The sequence below is a fragment of the Kitasatospora sp. NPDC092286 genome (assembly GCF_044755565.1).
GTDB lineage: Bacteria > Actinomycetota > Actinomycetes > Streptomycetales > Streptomycetaceae > Kitasatospora.
The window spans coordinates 131,826-156,511 of the sequence record NZ_JBIVRD010000007.1 but is presented as its reverse complement, the minus strand read 5'-3'; the positions used below and the strand labels follow the sequence as shown (position 1 = coordinate 156,511).

Genomic DNA, 24,686 nt, shown 5'->3' with positions numbered 1-24,686 from the left:
CACGGCTTCATCACCGTGTGGGTCAGGGACCGGCCGGTGGCCATTACGCTGTTAGGAACCGCCGTCGGAGGAGCTAGGGAGCTTAGGTGTTCAGCGACGTAGGCTCACTGGAGGTCCTGACCCTGGTCATCATGGCCATCGTGATCTTCGGTCCGGACAAGCTGCCGAAGCTGATCCAGGACACCATGGGCTTCATCCGGAAGATCCGGTCCTTCGCCGACAGCGCGAAGGAGGACATCCGCAGCGAACTGGGCCCCGAGTTCCAGGACTTCGAGTTCGAGGACCTGCACCCCAAGACCTTCGTCCGCAAGCAGCTCATGGGCGGCAACGAGGACCCGCTGGGTCTCAAGGAGATGCGGGACACCCTGGACATCCGGTCGGTGCTGGACGACAAGCCCGCCGCCACCGTGAACGGCCGCGCGGGCACCGTCAGCATGGACAAGTCCGCCGCCGCTCCGGCGGCCTCCGCCGGGGCCCCGCTCCAGCCCGGTGAGCGGCCCCCGTTCGACCCCGACGCGACCTGACGAGGCCTGCCGCGACCCGGCGCCGGCACCCCGCGAGCGACACCACCGCCCCGTCCGGCCGCCCGGCTGAGCGGGGCGGTGGTGTGTGCGCCGCTATTGTGCTGATTGTTCCCGCTGTGCCGTCTGTCACTTCCGGTCCGATCCGGACCGAAGGCGCACGGCGGAGACGCCGGGGTGGGCCACCATGGGAGCGCACCGCGGCAGGGAAAAACGTGCGTTGAGGAGGTCCGGGATGGACGCGACGAGTCATGCGGTGACGAGTCATGCGGTGGGGACGACGGCCACGGCGGGTGGCCCGGTGGTCGGCGGGCAGCCCGGCCCGGCGGACCCGCTGGTGCCCTACCTGTCGGCGGACTTCCCCTGGTACGGCCTGGACGACGGCTGGACCGGGCGCCGCTATCTGATGCAGGCCGGCGCCGGGGGCCCGCGCGCCGGGGCCGTCGGCAACGTCGACTACGGCACCCTCGGCCACGGCGAGGAGCCGGCCAGACAGTACGAGCCGCGTGACATGCGCAAGTTCGCCGTGGTCGTCACGATGGCCCGCCGGGACAGCCGCCGCAGCGTCGACAACACCGGCACCCTCGAGGCGACCTCGGCCTCCTCCGCCGCCTGGCTGGCCGGCTCCGGCCTGCTCGCGGCGACCTGGCCGGGCCAGCTGGACCGCACGCTGCGCCAGGACTGGCTGGACCAGCAGAGCACGCTCGCCTGGGACCTCGCCGACGACCTGGCCGGCCCCGGCTGGTCCACCCTCAGCCTCCCGGTGAACGGCCTGCCGCAGCCCTTCCGCTACCGCGAGTCCGAGTACGGCTGGGTGCTCGCCGGCGAGGCCCCCGGCGTCCTGCTCGGCGCCTACGGCCGGGGCGTCAGCGCGTACGGCGCGGGCTTCGCCACCGTCCCCGACCTGACCGCCTACACCCGCCCCTGAGCCGCCCGCCCGGGGGCTCCGCGGCCCCCGGAGACGGCAACGGGCCGGACGCCCGCGCCCGGCCCGTTCACCGCTCGGGTCAGAACTTGTTCCTCGGCGTGAGCCCGAGGGAGAGGCCGGAGAGGCCGCGCTGACGGCCGCCGAGCTTGCCGGCGACGGAGCGCAGGGCGGCGCCGGCCGGGGAGTCGGGGGCGGCGAGCACGACCGGGCGGCCGTCGTCGCCGCCCTCGCGCAGCCGGACGTCGATCGGGATCGAGCCGAGCACCGGCACGGTGGCGCCGACGGTCCGGGTGAGCGCGTCCGCGACGGTCTGGCCGCCGCCGGTGCCGAACACGTCGATCATCTCGTCGCAGTGCGGGCAGGGCATGCCGGACATGTTCTCGATCACGCCGACGATCTTCTGGTGGGTCTGCACCGCGATGGTGCCGGCCCGCTCGGCGACCTCGGCGGCGGCCATCTGCGGGGTGGTGACGATCAGGATCTCGGCGTTCGGCACCAGCTGGGCCACCGAGATGGCGATGTCGCCGGTGCCGGGCGGCAGGTCGAGCAGCAGGACGTCCAGGTCGCCCCAGTAGACGTCGGCGAGGAACTGCTGCAGCGCGCGGTGCAGCATCGGGCCGCGCCAGACCACCGGGGCGTTGCCCGGGGTGAACATGCCGATCGAGATGACCTTCACGCCGTGTGCCTGCGGCGGCATGATCATGTCCTGGACCTGGGTGGGCCGGCCCTCGACGCCCAGCATGCGCGGCACGCTGTGGCCGTAGATGTCGGCGTCCACGACGGCGACCTTCAGGCCGTCGGCGGCCATCGCGGCCGCCAGGTTCACCGTCACCGAGGACTTGCCGACGCCGCCCTTGCCGGAGGCGACCGCGTAGACCCGGGTCAGTGTGCCGGGCTTGGCGAACGGGATCTCCCGCTCGGGGGCGCCGCCGCGCAGCAGCTGGGAGAGCTCCTTGCGCTGCTCGTCGCTCATCACGTCGAGTTCGACCTTGACGCCGGTCACACCCGGGACCTTGCCGACCGCCTCGCGGACCCGGGTGGTGATGGTGTCGCGCATCGGACAGCCGGAGACGGTCAGGTAGACCGCGACGCGCACCGCGCCGCCCTCGGCGATCTCGACCGATTTCACCATGCCGATCTCGGTGATCGGGCGGTTGATCTCCGGGTCGTTGACGGTCGCCAGTGCCTGGCGTACGGAATCCTCCGTGACGCCGGCCGCGACCTCTGTCTCGTTGGCCATGCCTTGATGGTACGGCGCTCAGGGGGGTGGCCGGCCGGCCGGTAGCGTGCCGCGGATCACAGCGCCTCGGAGGGCTCCCGGCGCTCGTCGATCTCCCTGAGCAGGGACTGGAGTTCGGAGCGGATACCGCCCAGTTCGGAGGCGATGAAGGCGCGGGTGGCGACCTCGCCGAGGCCCTGCCGCAGGGCGGCGACCTCGCGGGTCAGGTACTCGGTGTCGGCGATGTTGCGGTCGCTGCGGGCGCGGTCCTGCTCCATGTTGACGCGGTCCCGGTTGTCCTGGCGGTTCTGCGCGAGCAGGATCAGCGGCGCCGCGTACGAGGCCTGCAGCGACAGCATCAGGGTGAGGAAGATGAACGGGTAGTTGTCGAACCGCACCGAGCTGGGCAGCAGGGTGTTCCAGGCCACCCAGACGATGATCACCACCGTCATCCAGACGATGAACCGGCCGGTGCCGAGGAAGCGGGCGATCCGCTCGGAGAGCTTGCCGAAGGCCTCCGGGTCGTAGGCCGGCAGCGTGATCAGCCCGGGGCGGGCGGTGCGCGGCTGGTCGAGCCGGGTGCGGGCCGGTCCGGTGACCGAGGTCTCGGTGCGCTGGAGGCGGCCGCCCTCGCGGGTGCGCAGTTCGCGCAGCTGGCGCAGTTCCCGCAGTTCGCCCTGCAGGCGCTTGCGGGGGGAGTCGTCGCGTCGGCCCTTGCGGTCAGCGTCCACCGGTCGCCTCTCTCTCGTCGTCCAGCCCGTGCAGGGCGGCCTCGCGCCAGTCGTCGGGCAGCAGGTGGTCGAGCACGTCGTCGACGGTGACCGCGCCGAGCAGGTGGTCGCCGTCGTCGACGACGGGCGCGGCCACCATGTTGTACGTCGCCAGGTAGCTGGTGATCAGGGACAGCGGGGTGTCCGGCGGCAGCGGGTCCAGGTCGTCGTCCACCAGCGAGCCGACCAGGACGTACGGGGGCTCGCGGAGCAGCCGCTGGAAGTGCACGGTGCCCAGGTACTTGCCGGTAGGGGTCTCGTTCGGCGGGCGGCAGACGAAGACCTGTGCGGCGAGGGCCGGCTTGTGGTCGGAGATCCGGACGCGGGCGAGCGCCTCGGCCACCGTGGCGTCCGGCTCCAGCACGATCGGCTCGGTGGTCATCAGGCCGCCGGCGGTGTTCTCCTCGTACGTCAGCAGCCGCCGCACCGGCTCGGCCTCGTCCGGCTCCATCAGCTGGAGCAGCCGCTCGGCCTCGTCCCCTGGCAGTTCGGAGAGCAGGTCGGCGGCGTCGTCCGGGTCCATCGCCTCCAGGACGTCGGCGGCCCGTTCGTCCTTCAGCTTGCCGATGATCTCGACCTGGTCGTCCTCGGGCAGCTCCTCCAGGACGTCGGCGAGCCGTTCGTCGTCGAGGGCGGCGGCGACCTCGGCGCGGCGCTTGGCGGAGAGGTGGTGCAGGACGTTGGCGAGGTCGGCGGGGCGCAGCTGGTCGAAGGTGGCGAGCAGGTTGGCGGCGCCCTGGTCCTGCTCGGGGAGGGCGAAGCCGGTGACGTCCTTCCAGTTCAGGGTCAGCCGCTCGCCCTTGCCCTTGCGCAGCCGGCCGGCCCGGCCGACCTGGACGAAGACCTTGCTGATCTCCCACTCGCGCACCCGGGCCTGGACCATCGCCACGTCCAGCACGGTGACCTCCTCGGAGGTCTTGCTCCAGGTGACGGTGCGGTCCAGCAGCTCGGCGAGGACGAGGGTCTCGGACGGGCGCTGTTCGAAGCGGCGCATGTTGATCACGCCGGTGGTCAGCACCTGGCCGGACTCCAGGCTGGTCACCCTGGTCATCGGGAGGAAGATCCGGCGCCGGCCGACCACCTCGACCACCAGCCCGAGCACCCGCGGCGGGCGGCCGCCGAGCCGCAGCGAGACCACCACGTCGCGAACCCGGCCGACCTGGTCGCCGTTCGGGTCGAAGACGGCGATACCGGCGAGATGCGAGATGAAGACCCGGCCCCCTGGACCTGCCATGGACTCCCTCGACTCGCTCGACGCCCGGTCGGGCGCGCGCGGCGCGCCCCGCGTGCACAGGCTACCCGGGCCGCGGCGGACCGGCCTGGCGAGGCGTGGTTCAGCTCCCGGTGCGGCCGGTGCGGCGCTTGAACAGCAGCCGGGGCAGGCCGGCCGGGACGGGCCGGCGGGTGGTGGCGGGGGTGGGCATCGGGACGACGGCGTGCGAGTCGTCGGGCATGGCGCCCGGCTGCTCGGTGAGCAGGCCGTCGCCGCGGCCGGCCGGCTCCAGCCGCAGGACGCGGCACTCGCGGGCCCAGCGCTCGGTGATGGTGTCGGTGTCGGGCGCGTTCAGCCGCTTCCCCTTGAGCTCCTCGACCGCGCCGAGCCAGGCCTCGCCCCGCGGGGCGAGCTCGGTGACCCGGGCCGGCCAGCCGGTCAGCCGGCCGCCCTTGTCCTTGCTGCGGACGGTCACCACGGCGCCCGCCCCGGCGGACAGACCGTGCAGCGGCTGCTCGTCGCCGTCACCGACCACCACCACGGCGCCGTCGTACCAGGCGTGCCAGAGCGCCCGGCTCTGCTCCTGGCCGTCCGCCCGCACCCAGAGCAGACCGGACTTCTTCGCGGCCTCCTCCAGCAGGGCCCGGTCGAGGAAGTCGTCGGCGGTCGCGGTCGCGGCAGGCGTACGGTCCATGGCGGACAGCGTACGTCCTGGGCCGTCCGGGAGATGTCTCACCCGTCGGGCGACAGTTCCGTGAGCGTGGCACGGGCCTTACCTTGGGAGCGCCCCTCCGGGGTGTCCGCCCCCGCCACGAGCCGAAGGAGCGCCGTGCCCGCCGCCCGGTCCGAGACCGCAGCCCCCGTCCGCACCGCCCCGGCGCCGTCGCACCCGCTGCCCACCCTCGACCTGCTGCTGCTCGCGGTCTCCGTCGCGGGCATCTCGCTCTCCGCGCCGCTGATCAGCGCCACCGCCGCGCCCGCCCTGGCGATCGCGTTCTGGCGCAACGTCATGTCGGTCGGCGTGCTCGGCCCGTACGCGCTGCTGCGGCACCGGGCGGAGCTGCGCGGGATCGGCCGGCGGGCGCTGCTGCTGGCGGTGGCGGCCGGTGTGCTGCTCGCCGTGCACTTCGCGCTCTGGATGCCGAGCCTGCGGATGACCTCGGTGGCCTCGGCGACCGCGCTGGTGACCACCACCCCGCTCTGGACGATCCTGCTGCAGCGGCTGCTCGGGGTGCGGGCGCCCCGACCGGTCTGGACCGGGACGTGCGTGGCCTTCGCCGGGGTGCTGGTGCTCACCGGGGTGGACCTCTCGCTCTCGCCCCGCGCGCTGCTCGGCGACGCGCTGGCGCTCGGCGCCGGACTGGCGGCGGCCGGGTACCTGCTGCTGGGTGCGGAGGTCCGCAGGACCGTGAGCACCACCGCGTACACGCTGGTCTGCTACGCCACCACGGCGGCGGTGCTGCTGGTGGTCTGCCTGGCCGCCGGGACGCCGATGACGGGCTGGCCGGCCGGGGTCTGGTGGCAGATCGTGCTGCTGATGGTCACCGCCCAGCTGCTCGGCCACTCGCTCAGCAACCGGGTGGTGCGCACGCTCGGCCCGTCCGTCACCTCGACCGCGATCCTGCTGGAGACGCCGGGCGCCGCGCTGATCGCGGCCGTCTGGCTGGGCCAGTGGCCCCCGGCGGCCGCGTACCCGGCGGTGGTGCTGATCCTGCTCGGTCTGGTCCTGGTCGCGCGGGGCGGCCGGAGGTAGGCGACGGCTTCAGAGCCAGCCGTTGCGGCGGAAGCCCCGGTACATCCCGATGCAGACGATGACGATCCCGCTGAGCACCACCGGGTAGCCGTACTTGGTGTCCAGCTCGGGCATGTACTTGAAGTTCATGCCGTAGACGCCGGTGATCATGGTGGGGACGGCGAAGATCGCCGCCCAGGCGGTGATCTTGCGCATGTCCTCGTTCTGCGCCACCGAGACCTGTGCCAGGTTGGCCTGGAGCAGCGAGTTCAGCAGTTCGTCGAAGCCGTGCACCTGCTCGGTGACCCGGGCGAGGTGGTCGGCGACGTCCCGGAAGTACTTCTGGATGTCCGGGTCGACCAGGCGCTGGAGCGGCTCGGAGAGCTGCTGCATCGGGCGCAGCAGCGGTGCCACCGCCCGCTTGAACTCCAGTACCTCGCGCTTGAGTTGGTAGACCCGGCCGACGTCGGTGCCCCGGCCGCCCTTGTTGGAGAAGACGTCGGACTCGATCTCGTCCACGTCGGTCTGCAGCCGGTCGGCGACCAGCAGGTAGTTGTCCACCACGTGGTCGGCGATGGCGTGGAGCACGGCGGACGGGCCCTTGGCGAGCAGCCCGGCGCCGTCCGCGTCGGCCTCCAGACGGTGCCGCAGTTCCTGCAGTGAACTGTGTCCGCCGTGCCGGACGGTGATCACGAAGTCCCGCCCGGCGAAGACCATCAGCTCGCCGGTCTCGACCACCTCGCTGGTCGGGGTGAGCTGGTCGTGCTCGACGTAGCGGATCGTCTTGAAGACGGCGAACAGCACGTCGTCGTACCGCTCGACCTTGGGCCGCTGGTGCGCGTGGACGGCGTCCTCGACCGCGAGCGGGTGCAGGCCGAAGCGCTGGGCGATGCCCTCGAACTCGGCCTCGGTGGGCTCGTGCAGGCCGATCCAGCTGAACGACCCGGAGCCCTCGGGCAGTTGCTGCGAGGCCTTGACCTGGCGGGCCGCCTCGCGCGGGCTGCAGCTCTCGCCGTGGCGGCGGCCGTGCTGGTAGACCGCGCAGTCCACCACGGAGGAGGCGGACCGGTCCGGGTGGATCGAGTCGAACAGGCCGGCCGCGGTGCGGCGGCGGTTGGTGCGGACGGCGGCGCGCAGGCTGTTGATCATCGACATGGCAGGCTCCCTTGGGCAGGAGCCGTCGCACGGCGGCGCGGTGGCGGAAGGGCCGTGGTGCGACGGCGAGGAACACCGATGGATTCCGGCGCCTGCGGTCGGTCCTCGGCCTTGCTGGGGCACGTGGTGGAGCGACCGGGCGTCGGTGGGGTGCTCTCCCGGCCGGCCCGACACTTGCCTCGGTCATCTCGACGGACGCGGCTGTTCCAGCTGCTGCTGTTGTTTCAGCCTGCGTGGCGAGGGGTACGGGGAAGGCGTCCGGGCCGGGTAGAGCTGCCGGTACTGCATGGTCGGCTGGTATCCACCGCAACCACCTCCTTCACGCCGCTGCCCCGGAGGTAAGGATCCCCGGTGGCCAGTCGCTCACACTAACATCTGACCGGCTGTCGGCGCTGGGGCGTTCCGGTGGCGGCCGTGCCAACCGCGGGGGTGCGCCGGGTTACGCTCACCGGCATGGCGCACGACTTCCCGCCCTTCGGCGATCTCCCCCCGGCCTCCGGCTGGGAGGACCCTCACGGCAGCCCGCACGGCGCCTCCCGGGAGGCGGTGCTGGCCGCCGTGGAGGCCCGGCTGCTGACCGCCTTCGGCGAGCCCGGTGGCCGTGCCGCGGTCACCTTCCTCGGCGCGGACCGGATCGAGGTGCTGCGCTTCGGCCCGGACGCCGAGGGGCTGGTCCGTTACGCGACGCTCGGGATGTCCGCCGCGCCGATGGCCGACCCGGCCGCACCGGTCGCCGACCAGGTGCGCGGCCCGCGCGTCGAACTGGTGCTGACGGTCCGCGGGGGCCGCGACAGCGTGCTCCGCTCGCTGGCCACCTTCGCCGCGACGCCGCAGGTGGAGGGCCTGGTGGTGGCCCCCGGCGGCTCGCTGGACCTCGGCGCCCCGCTCTGGGACGGCGCGCCGTTCACCTCCGTACTGGCCGCCGAACCGGGCGGTCTGGTGGCCGACCTGGAGCTGGAGGGGCCGGCCGACCCGGTCCGCTTCCTGCCGCTGCTGCCGATGACGCCCAACGAGGCCGGCTGGAAGCGGGTGCACGGCGCGGCCGCGCTGGAGGAGCGCTGGCTGAAGCACGGCACCGATCTGCGCGACCCGGAGCGGCGCGGCGTCCCGCTGGACTGACGGCCGGTCAGCCGGGGGCGCGGGGCGTCGGCCGCACCACGCCCGGTGCCCCCGTACGCCCGCGTGAGCGGTCAGCCGCCGATCGGCTTCGCGCCGGTGGCCTGGGCCAGCAGCGCCTCGTAGACGGCCGGGTCGGTGGTGTGCTCGCCGAGCCGCACGGTCTTGCGGGTGCCGTGGTAGTCGCTGGAGCCGGTGGTCAGCAGGCCGAGTTCGGCGGCCAGCGCGCGCAGCCGGGCCCGGGCCGGTTCGTCGTGGTCGATGTGGTCGACCTCCAGCGCTGCCAGGCCGGCCGCCGCGAGATCGGCGATCACCTGGTCGGAGACGGTCCGGCCGCGCTTGACCGCGCCCGGGTGGGCGAAGACCGGCACCCCGCCGGCCGCCCGGACCAGCCGGACCGCCGTGACCGGGTCGGTCTCGTGCTTGCGGACGTCCGCCCGGCCGCCGTTGGCCAGCCAGTCGGCGGTGAAGGCGTCCGAGACGGTCGCCACCACGCCCGCCTCGACCAGCGCGCTGGCGATGTGCGGCCGGCCCACCGAGCCGGTGCCCGCGATCCGTTCGACCTGCTCCCAGCTGATGTCCGCGCCCAGGGCGCGGCAGCGCTCGACGATCGCCCGCCCGCGCCGGAACCGGTCCGTGCGGACCAGCTCGCGCTCGCGCGCGAACTCCGGCTCGGCCGGGTCGAACAGGTAGGCCAGCAGATGCATGCTGATGCCGTCCACCACGCAGGACAGTTCGGCGCCCGGGACGAGGGTCAGCCGGGCCCCGGCCGGCAGCGCGCGCACCGCCCCGGCGGCCTCGGCGTGGCCCGCCACGGTGTCGTGGTCGGTGAGCGCGACCACGTCCAGGCCCGCGGCGACGGCCGCCCTGACCAGCTCCGCCGGGCTGTCGGTGCCGTCGGACGCGTTGCTGTGGGCGTGCAGGTCGATGCGCACGGAGTGCTCTCCTGGGGTGGACGCTCGCGGGTGCCGCCCAGGATAGACGCGGCGGCCGCCGGTCAGCCGAACAGGCGGGGGGAGAGCGCCCCGCAGGGCAGCAGGTCGAGCTCGGCGCCGGCCTCGCGCAGGTCGGTGAGCACCAGTTCGTCGTACATCACCAGGGCCGACTGCTCCGGCCAGGCCACCGCCCAGAGCCAGAGGCCCCGGGCCTCGCCGACGAAGACCGCGCGGTCGGCCGGGGCGTCCGGGACGTGGAACATCGGGGTGGGCCGTCCGGCCGCCATCAGCTTGGCGTCGGCGGGCTTGTAGAGCGCGACGGTCTCGCCCGGATCCGGCCCGGCCAGCCCCGCGTACCGGGCACCGAGCCCGACGCCCAGCTCCTCGGCGACCAGCACCAGCTCGCCGAAACCGCCGAGCGGCGCCGGGCCCGAGCAGGCGACGGCGGTGGCCCGGGCGCCCGAGACATCGTCACCGACGTGCGCGATACCGGTGTAGAGCCAGCCGACCGGCAGTGGCCAGGGCAGCCAGACGGGGACCTGCGAACGGGCGACGGCGACGTTCAGCGCCTCCACGCTCGGAGGCAGCACCGGCTGCATCGGATGCACGGCTCCGTGCCGGTCGCACTGCCAGGTGTCTGAGAACAGACCGGGGGCGCGCACCCGACCGGCGCACCTCGGGCAGCTTGGCTCGCCCCTCATAGCCGACAACGCTCCTCCCTCCGGACCGCCGCGTCAAGGACGATCACCCGTACGGAGGGCTCGGCGGCACCTGTCGCTGGCGGGCGCCCGGGCCGGCGCGGCGTGGGCGGCTCCCGCTAGGGGATGTCCAGCGGCGGGCGGCGGCAAACGTCGGCCGGTCCGCGCCCGGTGGACGGAGCGGGGCGGCCCCGGACGCACTGACGCCCCGTCATCGTCGGTTGCGGTGACAGGGCGTCAGTCGGGTATCGGAACGTCGGGATCGGACGCTCCCGGCTCTTCGGCGGCGGGTGAGGGCTCCCGGTCGGAGGCGCCGCGCTGGGTCAGACGGTCGGGCACGGACGGATCAGCAGGCGTTCGCCGGTGTGGGCGGCGGCCTGGACGACCTCGCGGACGGTCTCGGCATCGGCGATCAGGGGGTTGGTGGCGCCACCGTGGGCGTCGTCCAGTCGGAGGATCTCGAAGCGCATGGGCCTCTCCTTTCCTGGCCCCGTCGGGCGGGGCGGTCGTGGCTGACTCGATATCAGCCCACTCGGGGACTGTCGGATCCGTCGCATCGGTCGGATCTGTGCGATCTGTCGGGTCGAACGGTCGACGATCTGCTGCGGCAAAGGGCTCCCCCCTGCTTGCCAAGTGCGTCTGGTGCCTCATGAACCACGGTGACGTGGCGGTGCTACCGGGCCGTTGCCCGTCCGTAAAGTCCTGGTTTCGGCTGACTCGCGCCGACGTCGATGTCGACGATGATTCCCGGACAGAATCAAATATTACCGCAACTAACGAATTTTGTCCTCTGTGCCGCCCGAAGTTGATCGAACAACGGAGGGCCCGGAGTGGTCACGAGTGGTCCAGACCGGTCCGGTCCGGGCCCCGGCGGGCTCAGGCCCAGAAGTCCAGCAGCGCCTCGGCGGTCGCGGCCGGCCGCTCCGCGTTGGGGGAGTGCCCGGCGTCCTCGACGACCACCCGGCGGGCGCCCAGCCGCTCGGCCATCCGGGTCTGCTCCGGCACCGGCCAGGCGTAGTCCCGCACGCCGGAGAGCACCAGGGCGGGCAGGACGGCGGCGGTCGCGGCCAGCTCGTCCACCCGGTCCGGCGCGGAGATCAGATGGGCACCGGTGGTGCTCAGCGCCTGTGGCACATTGGCCACCCAGCGGCGGTGCAGGAACTCCGCGACCTCCGCGGACGGGCGCCGCTCCCGGTCGCCGGCGCCCTCCTCCAGCTGCTGGAGCACCTGCCAGATCTCCTCCAGGCTCATCGTCGGCAGCACGTCGATCAGCAGCTTGGTGCGCGCCGCCTCGCCCGGCTCGATCGGGCCGGGGCCGGTGGACATCAGCGTCAGCGAGCGCCACGGCAGCGGGCCCGCCCCGGCTCCCAGGACGGCCTCCCGGGCCACCTGGCCGCCGAAGGAGTGGCCGAGCAGGTGCAACGGTCCGCCCCCGGGGCCGCCCTCGGCCAGCAGGGCCGCGGACAGCGCCCGGACGTCCGCGCCCAGCGCGGACACGGCGTAGCCGGCCGGGTCGTCGGGACCGCCGGTCTCGTACTGGCCGCGCTGGTCGACCGCGGTCACCCGGTGGCCGGCCGCCGCCAGCGGCTCCAGCAGCGCGATGAAGTCCTCCTTGCTGCCGGTGAAGCCGGGCACCAGCAGCGCCGCCCCCCGTACCTCCCCGGCCGGCTCGGCCCGCAGCGCGGCGAACTCCCCGCGGGCGGTCGCGATCCGCAGCGCACGCGCGCAGGAGGGAAGGGTGAGGAACGGCGGCGTGCTCATGGGCGGATCTCCTCAGGGGCATGCGACTGGCCGGTAACCCGAGCTTAGGGCCTGCCCGGCGGGCCCGGCGCGGCGGGGAACGCCGAAGGGGACGGGCCGGTCGCGGACCGGCCCGTCCCCTCCGGGGCGGTGCGTCAGCTCTCCGGGGTCGCCTCGGTGGCGGCGGCCGGGCGGCGGGTGCGGGTGCGGCGGCGCGGGGCGGCGGCCTCGGCCGGGGCGTCCGCGGTGGCCTCGGGCGCGGCCTCGACGGCGGTCTCGGCCTTCGCCTTGGCCCGGCTGCGGGTCCGCGGCTTGGTGGCCGGCTTCTCCTCGGCGACGGCGACGGCGGCGACCGCGGCGGCCGGAGCCTCGGCGGGCGCCTCGGTCACCGTGACGGCCGTGCCCTCGCCGGCGGCGGCGGTGCCGCGCGGGCGGCGACGGCGGCGGCGCGGAGCGGCCTCGCCCTCGGCGCCCTCGACGGCAGGAGCGGCCGGGGCCTCGACCGCCGAAGCGGCGCCGGCCGGGCTCTCCACCACCGCGTCGCCCTCGACGGCGGAGCCGCCACGGGTGCGCCGGCGCTCACGGGTGCGGCGGGCCGGCTTCTCCTCGACGGCCTCGGCGGTGGCCGTACCGGTCCGGCCGGAGCCGCCCCGGGTGCCACCGCCACCGTTACCGCCGCCGTTACCGCCACGGCCCCGGCCGGCCGCCGAACGCGAACCGCGCCCGCCGGTCTCGCCGAGGTCCTCGACCTCCTCCGCGCCCAGGCCGGCGCGGGTCCGCTCGGAGCGGGGCAGCACGCCGGTGGTCCCCGGGGCGATCTTCAGCAGCTCGTACAGGTGCGCCGAGGTGGAGTAGGTCTCCTCCGGGTCGTTGAACGACAGGTCCAGCGCCTTGTTGATCAGCTGCCAGCGCGGGATGTCGTCCCAGTCCACCAGCGTGACGGCGGTGCCGGAGGCGCCGGCCCGGCCGGTGCGGCCGATCCGGTGCAGGTAGGTCTTCTCGTCCTCGGGGCACTGGTAGTTGATGACGTGCGTGACGCCCTCGACGTCGATGCCGCGGGCGGCGACATCGGTGCAGACCAGGACGTCGACCTTGCCGTTGCGGAACGCCCGCAGGGCCTGCTCGCGCGCGCCCTGGCCGAGGTCGCCGTGCACCGCGCCGGCCGCGAAGCCGCGCTGGGTGAGCTGGTCGGAGACGTCGGCGGCGGTGCGCTTGGTGCGGCAGAAGATCATCGCCAGCCCGCGGCCGTCGGCCTGCAGGATGCGCGAGACCATCTCCACCTTGTCGAGCGAGTGCGCCCGGAAGATGTGCTGGTCGACGCTGGCGACGGTGTGGCCGGTGTCGTCCGGGGCAGCGGCCCGGATGTGGGTCGGCTGGTTCATGTACCGGCGGGCGAGGCTGATCACCTGGCCCGGCATGGTGGCCGAGAACAGCAGGGTCTGCCGCTTGGCGGGCAGCATGGTGAGGATCTTCTCGACGTCGGGCAGGAAGCCCAGGTCGAGCATCTCGTCGGCCTCGTCCAGGACGAGCGCGCGGACCGTGGACAGGTTCAGCTTCTTCTGCCCGGCGAGGTCCAGCAGGCGGCCCGGGGTGCCGACGACGATGTCGACGCCCTTCTTCAGGGCCTCGACCTGCGGCTCGTACGCCCGGCCGCCGTAGACGGCCAGCACGCGGACGTCGCGCACCTTGCCGGCGGTCTGCAGGTCGTTGGTGACCTGGGTGCACAGCTCACGCGTCGGGACGACGATCAGCGCCTGCGGGGACTCGGAGAGCTGCTCCTCGGTGGCCCGGCCGGCGTCGATGTCGGCCCGGACGACGACCCGCTCGATCAGCGGGAGGCCGAAACCGAGCGTCTTGCCGGTGCCGGTCTTGGCCTGGCCGATGACGTCGTGACCGGTCAGCGCGACCGGGAGGGTCATCTCCTGGATGGGGAAGGGATGGACGATGCCGACGGACTCGAGCGCCTCGGCGGTCTCCGGGAGGATCCCCAGATCCCGGAACGTCGTCTTGATGGGTTCAGCGGTGGTGGACAGGGTGCTGCCTCTTCCGTGTGGGAGGGGCCGAGAGCGAGCGGCGGGCGGGCAGCCGCGCGGCTGCGTACGGGCCTGGACGGCCCTGAATACAGCTGCGCGGACGCACAACCGCGCCGGTCCCTGCGGCCGGCCGGTCCGCGCGGCCCGGTACGGGGCGCGTCGCCGGCGGCGTCGGGGAGGATTCCCGTGAGGGACCTGCGCGGGACCTTCGCCTGGCGGCGCGGTCCGCGGCGGCCCTCGCTCGGCCACTGATGCGGTGCCAAGGCTTGAAGTCCAAGCCATGGTCGGAGCCGATCGGCTCTCCGACCGGGCATCCGCGTACGTGAGTACCCGGCTTCCGGTACGGACACGTCCTGATGGACGGTGCCGTTACGGAGCGGGCTTGCCCGGCGCACCGAGACGGCGGTGACACCGTGCGAGCACTACGGGCCTCCCTACCACCATACAGTCACGCGACGACTCGAACACGTGACGCTTCTGACACCGGGGTGAGCGGCGGGTGTCCGGGGCGGAACTTTTCGGTGGTGGTCCTGGGGCGGAGGCGCCGGCGGCCGGCCCGGGCGACCGGGGGCGGGGCCGGGCCGGGGAGCCCGCGGCGGCGGCCGGAGACGTGTACCGCAGGGCGGGCCGGACTAAGGTGGCAGGTCATGGAGACCCATGGTGAGACGCAGGACGACGCGGCCGGTTCGATCGGGGACTGGGCGGCCCGCTCGGCCGATCCGGGATACCGGGCGGCCGTGCTGGACCTGCTCGGCGCCCTCGCGTACGGCGAGCTGAGCGCCTTCGAGCGGCTCGCCGAGGACGCCAAGCTCGCGCCCGACCTCGCCGACAAGGCGGCGCTGGCCCGGATGGCCTCCGCCGAGTTCCAGCACTACCAGCGCCTGCACGACCGGCTCGCCGAGGTGGGCGCGGACCCGCAGGAGGCGATGCGGCCGTTCGTCGAGCCGCTGGAGCTCTTCCACCGGATGACCGCGCCCTCGGACTGGCTGGAGGGCCTGGTCAAGGCCTACGTCGGCGACGCGATCGCGACCGACTTCTACCGCGAGGTGGCCGTCCGGCTGGACGACGACACCCGCGACCTGGTGCTCGGCGTGATGTCGGACACCGGGCACGCCCAGTTCGCCGTCGACAAGGTCCGCCAGGCCATCGAGGCGGACCCGCGGGCCGGCGGCCGGCTCGCGCTCTGGGGCCGACGGCTGATGGGCGAGGCGCTGAGCCAGGCCCAGCGGGTGGTCGCGGAGCGGGACGCGCTCTCCAACCTGCTGGTCGGCGGTGTGCAGCTGCAGGGCTTCGACCTGGTCGAGGTCGGCAAGATGTTCAACCGGATCACCGAGGCGCACACCAAGCGGATGGCCGCGCTGGGCCTCGCCTCCTGAGACCGCGCCCCGTCAGGCAGGCCGGTGGCGCCGCTGCGCGCGGTGCGCGCCCGGGCGGTGGGGGCGGTGCCGGTGGGCCGGCGCCCGCCCGGCCGCCAGGTCGGGCCGGGCCAGTACCGAGGTGAGCAGGGCGGAGACGACGGCCGAGACGCCGAGCGTCACCGCCGGGTACCCGCCGTTCAGGGTGAAGTGCGTGATCACCCCGCTGACCAGGGCCGCCACCAGCGCCGTCCCGATCGTCAGCCCCCGGCCGGCCGGGAAGTGGGCGGGCAGTGCGAGCAGCGCGGCCGAGCCGACGATCAGGCCGATGAGGACGAAGGCGATCGACTCGACCAGCAAGGCTGCCTCCCGGGGTGCGGGTGCGGCGTGCGGACGGCCGCACTGTCGCCCTACCCCTGATGACCCGGCCGTACACGCAGCGGTGCCCCGCCCCCTCGGTGAGGGGGCGGGGCACCGGGCAGCGTCTCAGCTGGTGCCGAACCCGACCTTGCGGGCCGCCGACTCGCCGATCTCCACGTACGCCAGGCGCTCGGCCGGGACGATGACGCGGCGGCCGTGCTCGTCGGTCAGCGAGAAGAGCTTCGAGGTGCCCTCCAGCGCCTTGGCGATCGCGCTCTCGACCTCTTCGGCAGTCTGCGAGCTCTCGATCACGATCTCGCGCGGCGCGTTCTGCACGCCGATCTTGACCTCCACGGCTTCCGTCCCTCCGGGGTTGCAGCCATCCACGCACGGGCACCGGACCGCCTGGGACAAGCGTTCGCGACGACCGCGCCGTACGGCTTCACCATAGAGCACACGATCAGCGCCGAGGCGAAGGTCAGCGCATCACCGCTCTTCGCCCGCCGCCTCCGCGGCCTCGGCGACGGGATGCATCGGGAAGCCCTTCAGACCGCGCCAGGCCAGGCTCGCGACCAGCCGGACCGCCTCGTCGCGGGGGATCTCCAGCCCCTGCGAGAGCCAGTAGCGGGCGGTGATCTGGGCCAGGCCGCAGACCCCGGCGGCGAGCAGCTTGGACTCGGCCTCCGGCAGGTCGGTGTCCTCCTGGATCACCTTGCTGACCAGGGTCGCGCTGGCGTCCGAGGCACGCTCGACGCGCTCGCGCACGGCCGGTTCGTTGGTCAGGTCCGACTCGAAGACCAGCCGGAAGGCGCCGGACTCGCTGGAGACGTAGTTGAAGTACGCCTCCATGGTCGCGGCCACCCGCTGCTTGTTGTCGGTGGTCGCGGCCAGCGCCGCGCGGGTCGACTCGACCAGGGCGTCGCAGTGCTTGTCCAGCAGCGCCAGGTAGAGCTCCAGCTTTCCGGGGAAGTGCTGGTACAGCACCGGCTTGCTGACCCCGGCGCGGTCGGCGATGTCGTCCATGGCGGCCGCGTGGTAACCCTGCGCGACGAACACCTCCTGGGCGGCACCGAGCAGTTGTTCACGGCGGGCGCTTCGCGGCAGGCGGGCACCGCGCGGGCGCTCCTGCGCCTCCTGGATGGCCGTCACGGCGCTCCTCACTTCACGGGTTGTTCGGGGCTGGCAAGATGACCGATTCTACTTTTCGGTAACCACCTTCGCGCTTGGCGAGCGTGAGAAAAGCACCGAGCCCCCTTGTCAGGAGCCCACAATACGGCGCTGACCACGGCTGACGGCAGTGGTGTGACGTCGGCCGGGAGGGCGGCCCGGGCCCGGGGGCGCGGGGTGGCGTCTCACTACCATCGTCCACCATGAGCAGCGCTGAGCAGCAGGTACGGACGGAGGCAGGGCGGCCCGGGCCGCTCCGCACGGTCGAGGTCCCCGGTCCGGTGCCGGCGGCGCACCGGCCCGGCGGTGACGGTGGTGGCGCGGACGGGCGGGAGCCGGCGCTCTTCGTGCACGGGCTCGGCGGCTCGGCGGCCAACTGGACGGCGCTGATGGACCGCCTCGGCGGCCTGGTCGACGGTGAGGCCGTGGACCTGCCCGGCTTCGGCCGGTCCGCTCCGCCGGCCGACGGCAACCTGACCGTCTCCGGCCACGTCCGCGCGGTGATCGGCCACCTGGAGGCGGCCGGGCGCGGTCCGGTGCACCTGTTCGGCAACTCGCTGGGCGGGGCCGTCGCCGTCCGGCTCGCCGCGCTCCGCCCCGACCTGGTGCGCAGCCTCACCCTGATCTCGCCCGCGCTGCCCGAACTGCCGCCGCAGCGCACGGCCTGGCCGACCGGGCTGCTCGCGGTGCCCGGGGTCCCCGCGCTGCTGCGCCGGCTGCCGTCGAAGGGGCGGGCCCCCGAGGCCGCCACCGAGGAACTGCTGAGGCTGGTCTACGGAGACCCGGACGGCCTGTCCGAGGCCGCCCGGGCCGCGGCGGTGGCCGAGTACCGGAGCCGACTGGCGGTGCCGTACGCGATGCGGGCGCTGACCGGGTCGGCGCGCGGAATCGTTTCGGCTTACACCGAGCGCGGCGACCAGTCGCTCTGGCGGCAGGCCGAGCAGGTGCGGGTGCCGGTGCTGCTGGTGTACGGGCTGCGGGACAAGCTGGTCTCCTACCGCTCGGCGCGGCGGGCCTGCGCGGCGTTCGCGGACGCCCGGCTGCTGGTGCTGCCGGACTCGGGGCACGTGGCGATGATGGAGCACCCCGAGCAGGTGGCGCGCGCGGTCCGGGAGCTGCTCGGGCGCGGCTGACCCGCCCGGAGCGGGAGAGCCCCAACGCCCCGGCCCGGGCGAGGTCACGCGGGTTCACTCGTTCAGGTGGCAGCCAGGCATGTGACCGATGGATCGCCGGGGGCCGGTCCTACCTTTCTGCTGTCGGACCGAACACATGTGGGGGCGTCGCGGCAGCCGGAGGATCCGGAGGGCGGCCGTACGCAGGGTGACGGCGGGTCGGAGGTGACCGCCGGGCGGCCGCCCCGCCGGCCGGCGGCACCCCGGCCGGGCCGCGATGCCGCCGGCCGACCGGGCCCCTCGGCCCCGGGCCGTTCCCGGGCCGGTCGCGGGGCCATTCCGGGTGGCCGCCCAGGCCGCTCAAGCAATCCGTCGATCCCGCTCTGCTCTGGAGGTCTCCCGTGCGCATAGCCCTGCTCACCGAGGGTGCCCGCCTGTATTCCCGGCGTGGTTCCGGCGGCCTGGCCGCGGTGGGCCTCTGCCATCTGGCGGGCGGCGGCGCGGCGCTGCCCGCGCCGGGGGCGGGCCGGGACGCCGAGCCGGTGCCGTACGCCTTCGCCCGGGTCCGGGCCGGGCGGCCCGCGGCGCGGCCGGTGATCCACGGTGAGGAGACGGCGCCCGGCCACCGGGCGCACCGCGAGGCCGTGGCCGGCCGGCCGGGAGTGGCCGGGGCGGTGGAATTCGCCGGACGGCCCGCATCGTCGGCGCGGGCCTGGGAGGGTGGCACCGTGGTCGTCTTCTCGGCGCTCGCCCCGCGCGGTCCGCGGCTGCCGGCGGACGCGATGCTCAGCGGTCGGGCGGTGGTCCCCACCGATGTGGGGGTGGCACGCGAGGCGGCTGGGCCGACCGGGCCGCTGGTCCCGCCCCGGGATCCGGACGCGCCGGCGGGTGCCTGCCCGGCGCTGCCGCGGGACGAGGAGCGGGGGTCCCGGCCGGGGTCGGCCGGGCGGCTGAGGGCGCAGGAACGCTTCGCCGTGGAACGGGTGGTCGGCGCGTTCCGCGAGATCTGCCCGGAGCCGGTCTCGCGGTGGCCGGCCTTCCCGGCGGCCGGGGCCGACGGCGGGGCCGGGGAGCGTTCGCGCCCGTTCGCCCGGCCCACCGGGTACCGGCCGGCCGCCGCGCCGGGCGCGCTCGCCGCTCCCGCGCTCTGGCTCGCGCTGCTCGCGCTGGGCCGGGCCGGCCCGCACCGCTGACCGGGCCCGCGCCGGCGCCGCCACCGATCCACTGTCCTGTTGTTCATTCTGTCCGCCAGGTCGTACCGACCTCGCTTCGTGGAAGGACACCCCCGATGAGGGTGCTGCTGCTGGGCGCCGACGGCTTTATCGGCCGTCGGGTCACCGATCGTCTGCTCATGGACCAGGAGTTGCAGGTGACGGTGCTCGGCCGGCGTGACTCCGCCGACATCCGCTTCGACCTGACCACCGGCAGTCCGGGCGCGCTGGCCCGGTTCCTGGACGCGGTCGCGCCCCAGGTGGTGATCAACTGCGCGGGCGCCACCTACGGCAGCTCGCGCACCCTGATCCGGGCGAACACGCTGGCGGTGGCCACCGTCTGCGAGGCGATCCGGCGCAGCCGGGAGCCGGCCCGGCTGGTGCACGTCGGCTCGGCGGCGGAGTACGGGCCGGTGCCGGGCGGTGTGCCGGTGGCGGAGAGCGCCGAGCCGCGCCCGGTGGGCCCGTACGGGGTGTCCAAGCTCGCCGGGACGGAGCTGGTGCTGGCCTCCGGGCTGGACGCGGCCGTGCTGCGGGTGTTCGACGTGGTGGGCCCGGGCGCGCCGACCGCCTCGCTGTTCGGACGGCTCGCCGAGGGCCTGCGCCGGGCGCTGGAGCGGGAGGAGTCCCAGGTGCGGATGCCGGACCTGTCCGGCTACCGGGACTTCGTGGACGTCCGGGACGTCGCCCGGGCGATCCAGGCGGCGGCGGTGTCGGCGGCCACCGGGGTGATCAACATCGGCAGCGGGCACGCCGTCCGGGCCCGGGACGCGGCGCAGCTGCTGGTCCGGGCGGCCGGTTTCGAGGGGACGGTCCTGGAGGAGAACCGGCAGATGCTGCTGCCCGCGCAGTCCGCCGGACCGGCCGACCACCTGCCCGGGCACCATCTGCCGGGCCACCGGGCGCCGGAGCCGCGGCCGGCCGAGGGGCGCGGTCCGGCGGGCGAGCCGGTGCCGTGGCGGCAGGCGGACGTCCGGACCGCCCGGGACCGTCTCGGCTGGCGGACGCAGGTGCCGCTGGAGGAGTCGCTCGGGGACGTCTGGCTGGAGACGGCCTGCCGGGTCTGAGCGCGGGCCGGTCCGGGGCGGCGGCCGGGGCCGGGCGGCCCGCCGCGGCTCTTCCGCGGCCCTTTCGCGGGGCCCCGGACCTGCTGGGCCCCGGGGCCGGCGGGCGGTCCCACCATCCGGTGCCGCCCGTCTCGCCAGTCGGACGAGCTGTCTCGGAATACCGGGGCGGCATGACACTGTTGGCGTAGCAGAGCCACCTCGGTGGCGGAGCAACAAGCCACAAGAGGTTGGCCCAGGCCACCTGAACCGACGACCATCGGAGTCCCCGTGTCGCTGCCACCCCTGGTCGAGCCGGCCGCCGAGCTCACCGTCGACGAGGTCCGCAGGTACTCCCGCCACCTGATCATCCCCGATGTGGGCATGGCCGGGCAGAAGCGGCTGAAGAACGCCAAGGTGCTGTGTGTCGGCGCCGGCGGCCTGGGCTCGCCCGCGCTGATGTACCTGGCCGCGGCCGGTGTCGGCACGCTCGGCATCGTCGAGTTCGACGTGGTGGACGAGTCCAACCTCCAGCGGCAGATCATCCACGGCCAGTCGGACATCGGCCGCTCCAAGGGCGAGTCGGCGCGGGACTCCGTCAAGGAGATCAACCCCTACGTCAACGTGATCCTCCACGAGGAGCGCCTCGACAACGACAACGTCATGGAGATCTTCTCCGGCTACGACCTGATCGTCGACGGCACCGACAACTTCGCCACCCGCTACCTGGTCAACGACGCCGCGGTGCTGCTCGGCAAGCCGTACGTGTGGGGTTCGATCTACCGCTTCGACGGCCAGGCGAGCGTGTTCTGGGCCGAGCACGGCCCGTGCTACCGCTGCCTCTACCCGGAGGCCCCGCCGGCCGGCATGGTCCCGTCCTGCGCCGAGGGCGGCGTGCTGGGCGTGCTCTGCGCCTCCATCGGCTCGATCCAGGTCACCGAGGCGATCAAGCTGCTGGCCGGGGTCGGCGAGCCGCTGGTCGGCCGGCTGATGATCTACGACGCCCTGGAGATGACCTACCGCCAGGTGAAGGTCCGCAAGGACCCGAACTGCGCGCTCTGCGGCGAGAACCCGACGGTCACCGAGCTGATCGACTACGAGGCCTTCTGCGGCGTGGTGTCGGAGGAGGCGCAGGCCGCCGCCGCCGGTTCGACGATCACCTCGAAGCAGCTCAAGCAGTGGCAGGACGACAAGGAGGACATCTTCCTGATCGACGTCCGCGAGCCCGGTGAGTACGAGATCGTCAACATCCCCGGCGCGGTGCTGATCCCGAAGAACGAGTTCCTGATGGGCGACGCCCTGGAGTCGCTGCCGCAGGACAAGAAGATCGTGCTGCACTGCAAGTCGGGCGTGCGCTCGGCCGAGGTGCTGGCCGTGGTGAAGGCGGCCGGCTTCGCCAACGCCGTGCACCTCGGCGGCGGCGTGCTCGGCTGGGTGAGCCAGATCGAGCCGCACAAGCCGGTTTACTAGGCCTGACGTACCAGGCCTGACGTACCAGGCCTGACGCGCGAAGGGCCCGCCGTTCCCGGCGGGCCCTTTCGCATGCGCGGACCTACAGCGCGCCCTTGCGCTGGAGCACGTTGTAGGAGATCCAGCCGGGCAGCACCGGCAGCCAGAAGGTCAGCGCGCGGTAGAGGAAGACCGCCGGGGTGGCGACCGCGGCCGGCACGTCGGCGAAGGTCAGGGCACTGATCAGGGCCACCTCCACCGGGCCGATCCCGCCGGGTGTGGGGATCGCGGAACCGGCCGCGTTGGCGGTCAGGAAGACCACTGCGACCGCCGAGAAGCTGATGCTGCCGCCGAAGGCCTGCACCGAGGCGTCCAGGCAGGCGGTGAACGACAGGGTCAGCAGCAGGATGCCGCCGAAGCCGGTGATCAGCTTCCTGGGGGTCTGCATCAGGTCGAGCATCCGGGGCACCACGCCGAAGAACAGCGAGCGCAGCCGGTTCAGCACGAACCGCCGCAGCGGGGCGACGGCCGCGACCACCAGGGCGAGCACGGCGGCGGTCAGCACCCCGATGATCACCGCCCGGGAGGCGGAGAGGTCGCCGTTGGTCTGGCTGCCGGTGATCAGGCCGAAGCTGAACAGCAGCAGCAGGTGCCCGGCCAGCCCGGCCAGCTGGGAGGCGCCGACGGAGGCGACCGCCTGGCCGGAGCGGATGCCGGCCTTCTGCAGATAGCGGGTGTTCAGCGCGATGCCGCCGATCGCGGCGGGCGCGACCAGCTTGACGAAGGACCCGGCCAGCTGGGCGGCGACGGTGCGCCGGAACGGCAGCTTCTCCGGGACGAACCCGGTCAGGCTCATCGAGGCGGCCACGTAGCTGAACGCGGCGCCGGCCAGGGCCACCGCAGCCCAGGCCCAGTCCATCTGGGAGAGCTTGAGCTGGGCCGGCTTGATGGTGGTCAGGGCCAGATAGGCGGCGAAGGTGAGCGCGATCACCATGATCAGGCTCTTCGGCTTGAGCCGTTCCAGCTTGGCCGTCTCGGTCGGTGCCTCGGGGGCGATCTGGAGGATCTGGCCGCGGAGCCGGCTGAGCAGGTCCTCGCCGGCCGCCGCGATGTCCTCCTCGGCCTGCTGCTGGGTGCGCTCGCCGGCGGCGACCTGCTCCAGCGCCCGGGCCCGGGCGGCGGCCTTGCGTTCCCTGGTGAGCTTCTTCAGGTCGACCCTGGTGGAGCGGCTCATGCCGACCGGCTGGAGCAGCGGCAGCGCCTGCGCCACCCGCTCGGCGCCGAGGACGGCGTTGGCGGTGGCGACCGCCCGCTCCGGGCCGATCCGCAGCGCGAAGGTGGTGAGCAGCTGGGCGATGTCGATGCGCAGCGTCAGATCGGTGGCCGCGATGTCGCCGCCGGAGAGGTTGACCAGGCAGGCCGCCTTCTCGTCGACGACCAGCAGCGACTCGCCGGTGAGCCGGCGGTGGGCGATCCGGCGCTCGTGCAGGGCGGCGACCGACTCCCAGAGCGAGGCCATCACCTGGTCGGTGACCTCCCCCTCGCCGAGGTCGTCCAGGATGCGGCCCTCGACGTTCTCGTAGACCAGGATCGCGGCGTCCGGACCGAGCTCGGAGGTGGCGACCAGCTGCGGGGCGCGGGCGCCCGAGGCGGCCGCCGCGTAGGCGATCAGCGCCTCCTGCTCCAGGGCCTGGCGCAGCGACTGGGGGCTGCGGCGGACGGCCACCGAGCGCAGCCGCAGCCGCCGCCAGGCGCGGTAGAAGAAGCCGGAGGCCTGCTGCTCGCGGTCGATGATGTGGACGTCCAGCGGCGGGCCGCTCTGCTGGGCGACGTAGTAGCGGCGGGTGCCGCCGGGCGCGTCGGGAGCGCGGTGGGCGCTGGCCGGGGTGAAGCCGACCTTGCGCAGGCCGATCATCAGGTGCTGGCCGGTGGGCCGGATGTTCGGCGAGCCGATCGCGTACAGCGTGCCGTAGGCGACGGACCAGCCGATCAGCACGGTGAGCAGCAGGGACAGCGGGGTGGTGTAGCCGCCGAGCAGCTCGGTGATCCCGCTGAAGATCACCACCACCCAGAGGGCGACCCGCCAGCGCGGCCGGCTCGACATGCCGACCGCGGTCATATAGGCGATCACCGGCGCCAGATAGCCGTGCACCGGGTCGGTGAGGGTGCCGTTGCTGTCCAGCGGCAGTCTGGTGAGGGCGTCCCGGATGTGATCGGAGGCGCCCTCGGCGACCCACCAGTCGATGCCCAGCGAGACGCCGTAGGCGAGCACCGAGGCGAGCACACCGTCGGCGACCCGCAGGCCGTCGCGTTTGATCAGCCGCTCCACCGCGAAGGCGAGCGGGACGGCGAGCACCGCGACGCTGGAGACCAGGCCGGTGATGGTGGAGAGCACCGGGGAGAACCGGGGCGCGTTGGAGGCGATGTCCAGCTCGATGCCGGTGGTGGTCGAGGTTGCGACGCCGGCCAGGACGAACACCGCGACGATGCCGAAGACGCCGGCCAGGAAGCGGATCAGATCGGACGGGCGGTGCGCCCGGGCGGCGAGCAGCGGCTCGTCCACGTCCAGGTGCGGGGTGTCGTCCAACGGCTCGTGCGGCCCGTGCGGCCCGGCCGGTTCGTACGGTGCGGGCGCCGGCCCGGGGGCGGGCTGCTGGGCCGGGACACCGGTCGTCGCCGGCTCGGGTGCGGGCCCGGGCAGCCCGGCCTCGGGGCCGGTCGGCTGGGGGGTCTTGATCGTCCGGTCCTTGATCAGGGAGACTTCCGGTGACGGCTCGGCGGCGCTCTCGCCGCCGGGACGTGCGGGCACGGCGCCGGCGGACTCGTCGGAGTCCTCGTCCACGCCCACGTCAGCCGTCCCGGTCATCTGGTCTTGTCCTCGTATCACCACTCACCGCCCCGAAGATGGTGGCATGCCTCGGCGCCCCGT

At 73.9% G+C, this 24,686-nt stretch carries 23 protein-coding genes; 9 read left to right on the top strand and 14 right to left on the bottom strand.

All coding sequences use genetic code 11. The features are described from left to right. Positions 1 to 86: 86 nt before the first annotated feature. Positions 87 to 524, top strand: coding sequence for a sec-independent translocase (locus ACIQIB_RS09545; protein ID WP_363610857.1), 438 nt, complete (start codon positions 87 to 89; stop codon positions 522 to 524). Between the two features lie 232 nt (positions 525 to 756). Continuing rightward, on the top strand, positions 757 to 1,449 hold the full coding sequence (locus tag ACIQIB_RS09540) for a hypothetical protein (RefSeq protein WP_400757430.1): 693 nt from the start codon (positions 757 to 759) through the stop codon (positions 1,447 to 1,449). 79 nt (positions 1,450 to 1,528) lie between these two features. On the opposite strand, the gene ACIQIB_RS09535 is transcribed toward ACIQIB_RS09540, so the two are convergent. The 4 genes from ACIQIB_RS09535 to ACIQIB_RS09520 form a co-directional block, all read right to left on the bottom strand. Then, the gene (locus ACIQIB_RS09535) at positions 1,529 to 2,689 is read right to left on the bottom strand and encodes an Mrp/NBP35 family ATP-binding protein (RefSeq protein WP_400757429.1); all 1,161 of its coding nucleotides are present in this window, start codon (positions 2,687 to 2,689) and stop codon (positions 1,529 to 1,531) included. A 56-nt stretch (positions 2,690 to 2,745) separates the two neighbouring features. Then, positions 2,746 to 3,312 carry a DUF1003 domain-containing protein gene (locus ACIQIB_RS09530; RefSeq protein ID WP_363610937.1) on the bottom strand — a complete coding sequence of 189 codons (567 nt, stop codon included), beginning with the start codon at positions 3,310 to 3,312 and terminating at the stop codon, positions 2,746 to 2,748. A gap of 76 nt (positions 3,313 to 3,388) precedes the next feature. Beyond that, positions 3,389 to 4,672: a magnesium transporter MgtE N-terminal domain-containing protein gene (locus tag ACIQIB_RS09525; RefSeq protein WP_363610863.1), complete on the bottom strand. Its 1,284-nt coding sequence runs from the start codon at positions 4,670 to 4,672 to the stop codon at positions 3,389 to 3,391. Between the two features lie 100 nt (positions 4,673 to 4,772). Continuing rightward, positions 4,773 to 5,345 (bottom strand): hypothetical protein, encoded by a 573-nt coding sequence (locus ACIQIB_RS09520; protein WP_400757428.1) that lies wholly within the window; start codon positions 5,343 to 5,345, stop codon positions 4,773 to 4,775. Between the two features lie 135 nt (positions 5,346 to 5,480). Here ACIQIB_RS09520 and ACIQIB_RS09515 point away from each other — a divergent pair, with 135 nt between their 5' ends. Then, positions 5,481 to 6,404, top strand: a complete 924-nt coding sequence (locus ACIQIB_RS09515) for a DMT family transporter (protein WP_400757427.1) — start codon at positions 5,481 to 5,483, stop codon at positions 6,402 to 6,404. 9 nt (positions 6,405 to 6,413) lie between these two features. Here the strand turns inward: ACIQIB_RS09515 and corA are convergent, their stop codons facing one another. After that, positions 6,414 to 7,538 carry a magnesium/cobalt transporter CorA gene (gene corA / locus ACIQIB_RS09510; RefSeq protein ID WP_363610867.1) on the bottom strand — a complete coding sequence of 375 codons (1,125 nt, stop codon included), beginning with the start codon at positions 7,536 to 7,538 and terminating at the stop codon, positions 6,414 to 6,416. Positions 7,539 to 7,991: 453 nt separating this feature from the next. Here corA and ACIQIB_RS09505 point away from each other — a divergent pair, with 453 nt between their 5' ends. Continuing rightward, positions 7,992 to 8,657: a suppressor of fused domain protein gene (locus ACIQIB_RS09505; protein ID WP_363610869.1), complete on the top strand. Its 666-nt coding sequence runs from the start codon at positions 7,992 to 7,994 to the stop codon at positions 8,655 to 8,657. Between the two features lie 71 nt (positions 8,658 to 8,728). Here the strand turns inward: ACIQIB_RS09505 and ACIQIB_RS09500 are convergent, their stop codons facing one another. From ACIQIB_RS09500 to ACIQIB_RS09480, 5 genes are all read right to left on the bottom strand, one after another. Then, positions 8,729 to 9,589: a PHP domain-containing protein gene (locus ACIQIB_RS09500; RefSeq protein ID WP_363610871.1), complete on the bottom strand. Its 861-nt coding sequence runs from the start codon at positions 9,587 to 9,589 to the stop codon at positions 8,729 to 8,731. A 62-nt stretch (positions 9,590 to 9,651) separates the two neighbouring features. Then, positions 9,652 to 10,290 (bottom strand): DUF6758 family protein, encoded by a 639-nt coding sequence (locus ACIQIB_RS09495; protein WP_363610873.1) that lies wholly within the window; start codon positions 10,288 to 10,290, stop codon positions 9,652 to 9,654. A gap of 320 nt (positions 10,291 to 10,610) precedes the next feature. Next, positions 10,611 to 10,757, bottom strand: a complete 147-nt coding sequence (locus ACIQIB_RS09490) for a hypothetical protein (protein WP_363610875.1) — start codon at positions 10,755 to 10,757, stop codon at positions 10,611 to 10,613. Positions 10,758 to 11,163: 406 nt separating this feature from the next. Next, entirely contained in the window at positions 11,164 to 12,048 is an 885-nt protein-coding gene (locus ACIQIB_RS09485; protein ID WP_400757425.1) for an alpha/beta fold hydrolase, read from the bottom strand. 134 nt (positions 12,049 to 12,182) lie between these two features. Continuing rightward, positions 12,183 to 13,946, bottom strand: coding sequence for a DEAD/DEAH box helicase (locus ACIQIB_RS09480; RefSeq protein ID WP_400757423.1), 1,764 nt, complete (start codon positions 13,944 to 13,946; stop codon positions 12,183 to 12,185). 761 nt (positions 13,947 to 14,707) lie between these two features. Between ACIQIB_RS09480 and ACIQIB_RS09475 the strand changes: the two genes are divergently transcribed. Next, positions 14,708 to 15,436 carry a ferritin-like fold-containing protein gene (locus ACIQIB_RS09475; protein ID WP_363610881.1) on the top strand — a complete coding sequence of 243 codons (729 nt, stop codon included), beginning with the start codon at positions 14,708 to 14,710 and terminating at the stop codon, positions 15,434 to 15,436. 12 nt (positions 15,437 to 15,448) lie between these two features. Here the strand turns inward: ACIQIB_RS09475 and ACIQIB_RS09470 are convergent, their stop codons facing one another. The 3 genes from ACIQIB_RS09470 to ACIQIB_RS09460 form a co-directional block, all read right to left on the bottom strand. Beyond that, on the bottom strand, positions 15,449 to 15,775 hold the full coding sequence (locus tag ACIQIB_RS09470) for a hypothetical protein (protein WP_363610883.1): 327 nt from the start codon (positions 15,773 to 15,775) through the stop codon (positions 15,449 to 15,451). A gap of 126 nt (positions 15,776 to 15,901) precedes the next feature. After that, positions 15,902 to 16,129: a DUF3107 domain-containing protein gene (locus ACIQIB_RS09465; RefSeq protein WP_363610885.1), complete on the bottom strand. Its 228-nt coding sequence runs from the start codon at positions 16,127 to 16,129 to the stop codon at positions 15,902 to 15,904. A 132-nt stretch (positions 16,130 to 16,261) separates the two neighbouring features. After that, on the bottom strand, positions 16,262 to 16,924 hold the full coding sequence (locus tag ACIQIB_RS09460) for a TetR/AcrR family transcriptional regulator (RefSeq protein WP_363610887.1): 663 nt from the start codon (positions 16,922 to 16,924) through the stop codon (positions 16,262 to 16,264). A 221-nt stretch (positions 16,925 to 17,145) separates the two neighbouring features. Here ACIQIB_RS09460 and ACIQIB_RS09455 point away from each other — a divergent pair, with 221 nt between their 5' ends. The 4 genes from ACIQIB_RS09455 (at position 17,146) to moeZ (ending at position 21,778) form a co-directional block, all read left to right on the top strand. Next, on the top strand, positions 17,146 to 18,075 hold the full coding sequence (locus tag ACIQIB_RS09455) for an alpha/beta fold hydrolase (RefSeq protein ID WP_400655123.1): 930 nt from the start codon (positions 17,146 to 17,148) through the stop codon (positions 18,073 to 18,075). 380 nt (positions 18,076 to 18,455) lie between these two features. After that, complete coding sequence (locus ACIQIB_RS09450) at positions 18,456 to 19,247, top strand: glycosyltransferase (RefSeq protein ID WP_363610891.1); 792 nt, start codon at positions 18,456 to 18,458, stop codon at positions 19,245 to 19,247. Positions 19,248 to 19,342: 95 nt separating this feature from the next. Continuing rightward, positions 19,343 to 20,332 (top strand): NAD-dependent epimerase/dehydratase family protein, encoded by a 990-nt coding sequence (locus ACIQIB_RS09445; protein ID WP_363610893.1) that lies wholly within the window; start codon positions 19,343 to 19,345, stop codon positions 20,330 to 20,332. A 267-nt stretch (positions 20,333 to 20,599) separates the two neighbouring features. Beyond that, positions 20,600 to 21,778, top strand: a complete 1,179-nt coding sequence (gene moeZ / locus ACIQIB_RS09440; RefSeq protein ID WP_363610895.1) for an adenylyltransferase/sulfurtransferase MoeZ — start codon at positions 20,600 to 20,602, stop codon at positions 21,776 to 21,778. Positions 21,779 to 21,860: 82 nt separating this feature from the next. Here moeZ and ACIQIB_RS09435 read toward each other — a convergent pair whose 3' ends face one another. After that, positions 21,861 to 24,623, bottom strand: coding sequence for a flippase-like domain-containing protein (locus ACIQIB_RS09435; protein ID WP_400757421.1), 2,763 nt, complete (start codon positions 24,621 to 24,623; stop codon positions 21,861 to 21,863). Between the last annotated feature and the right edge of the window lie 63 nt (positions 24,624 to 24,686).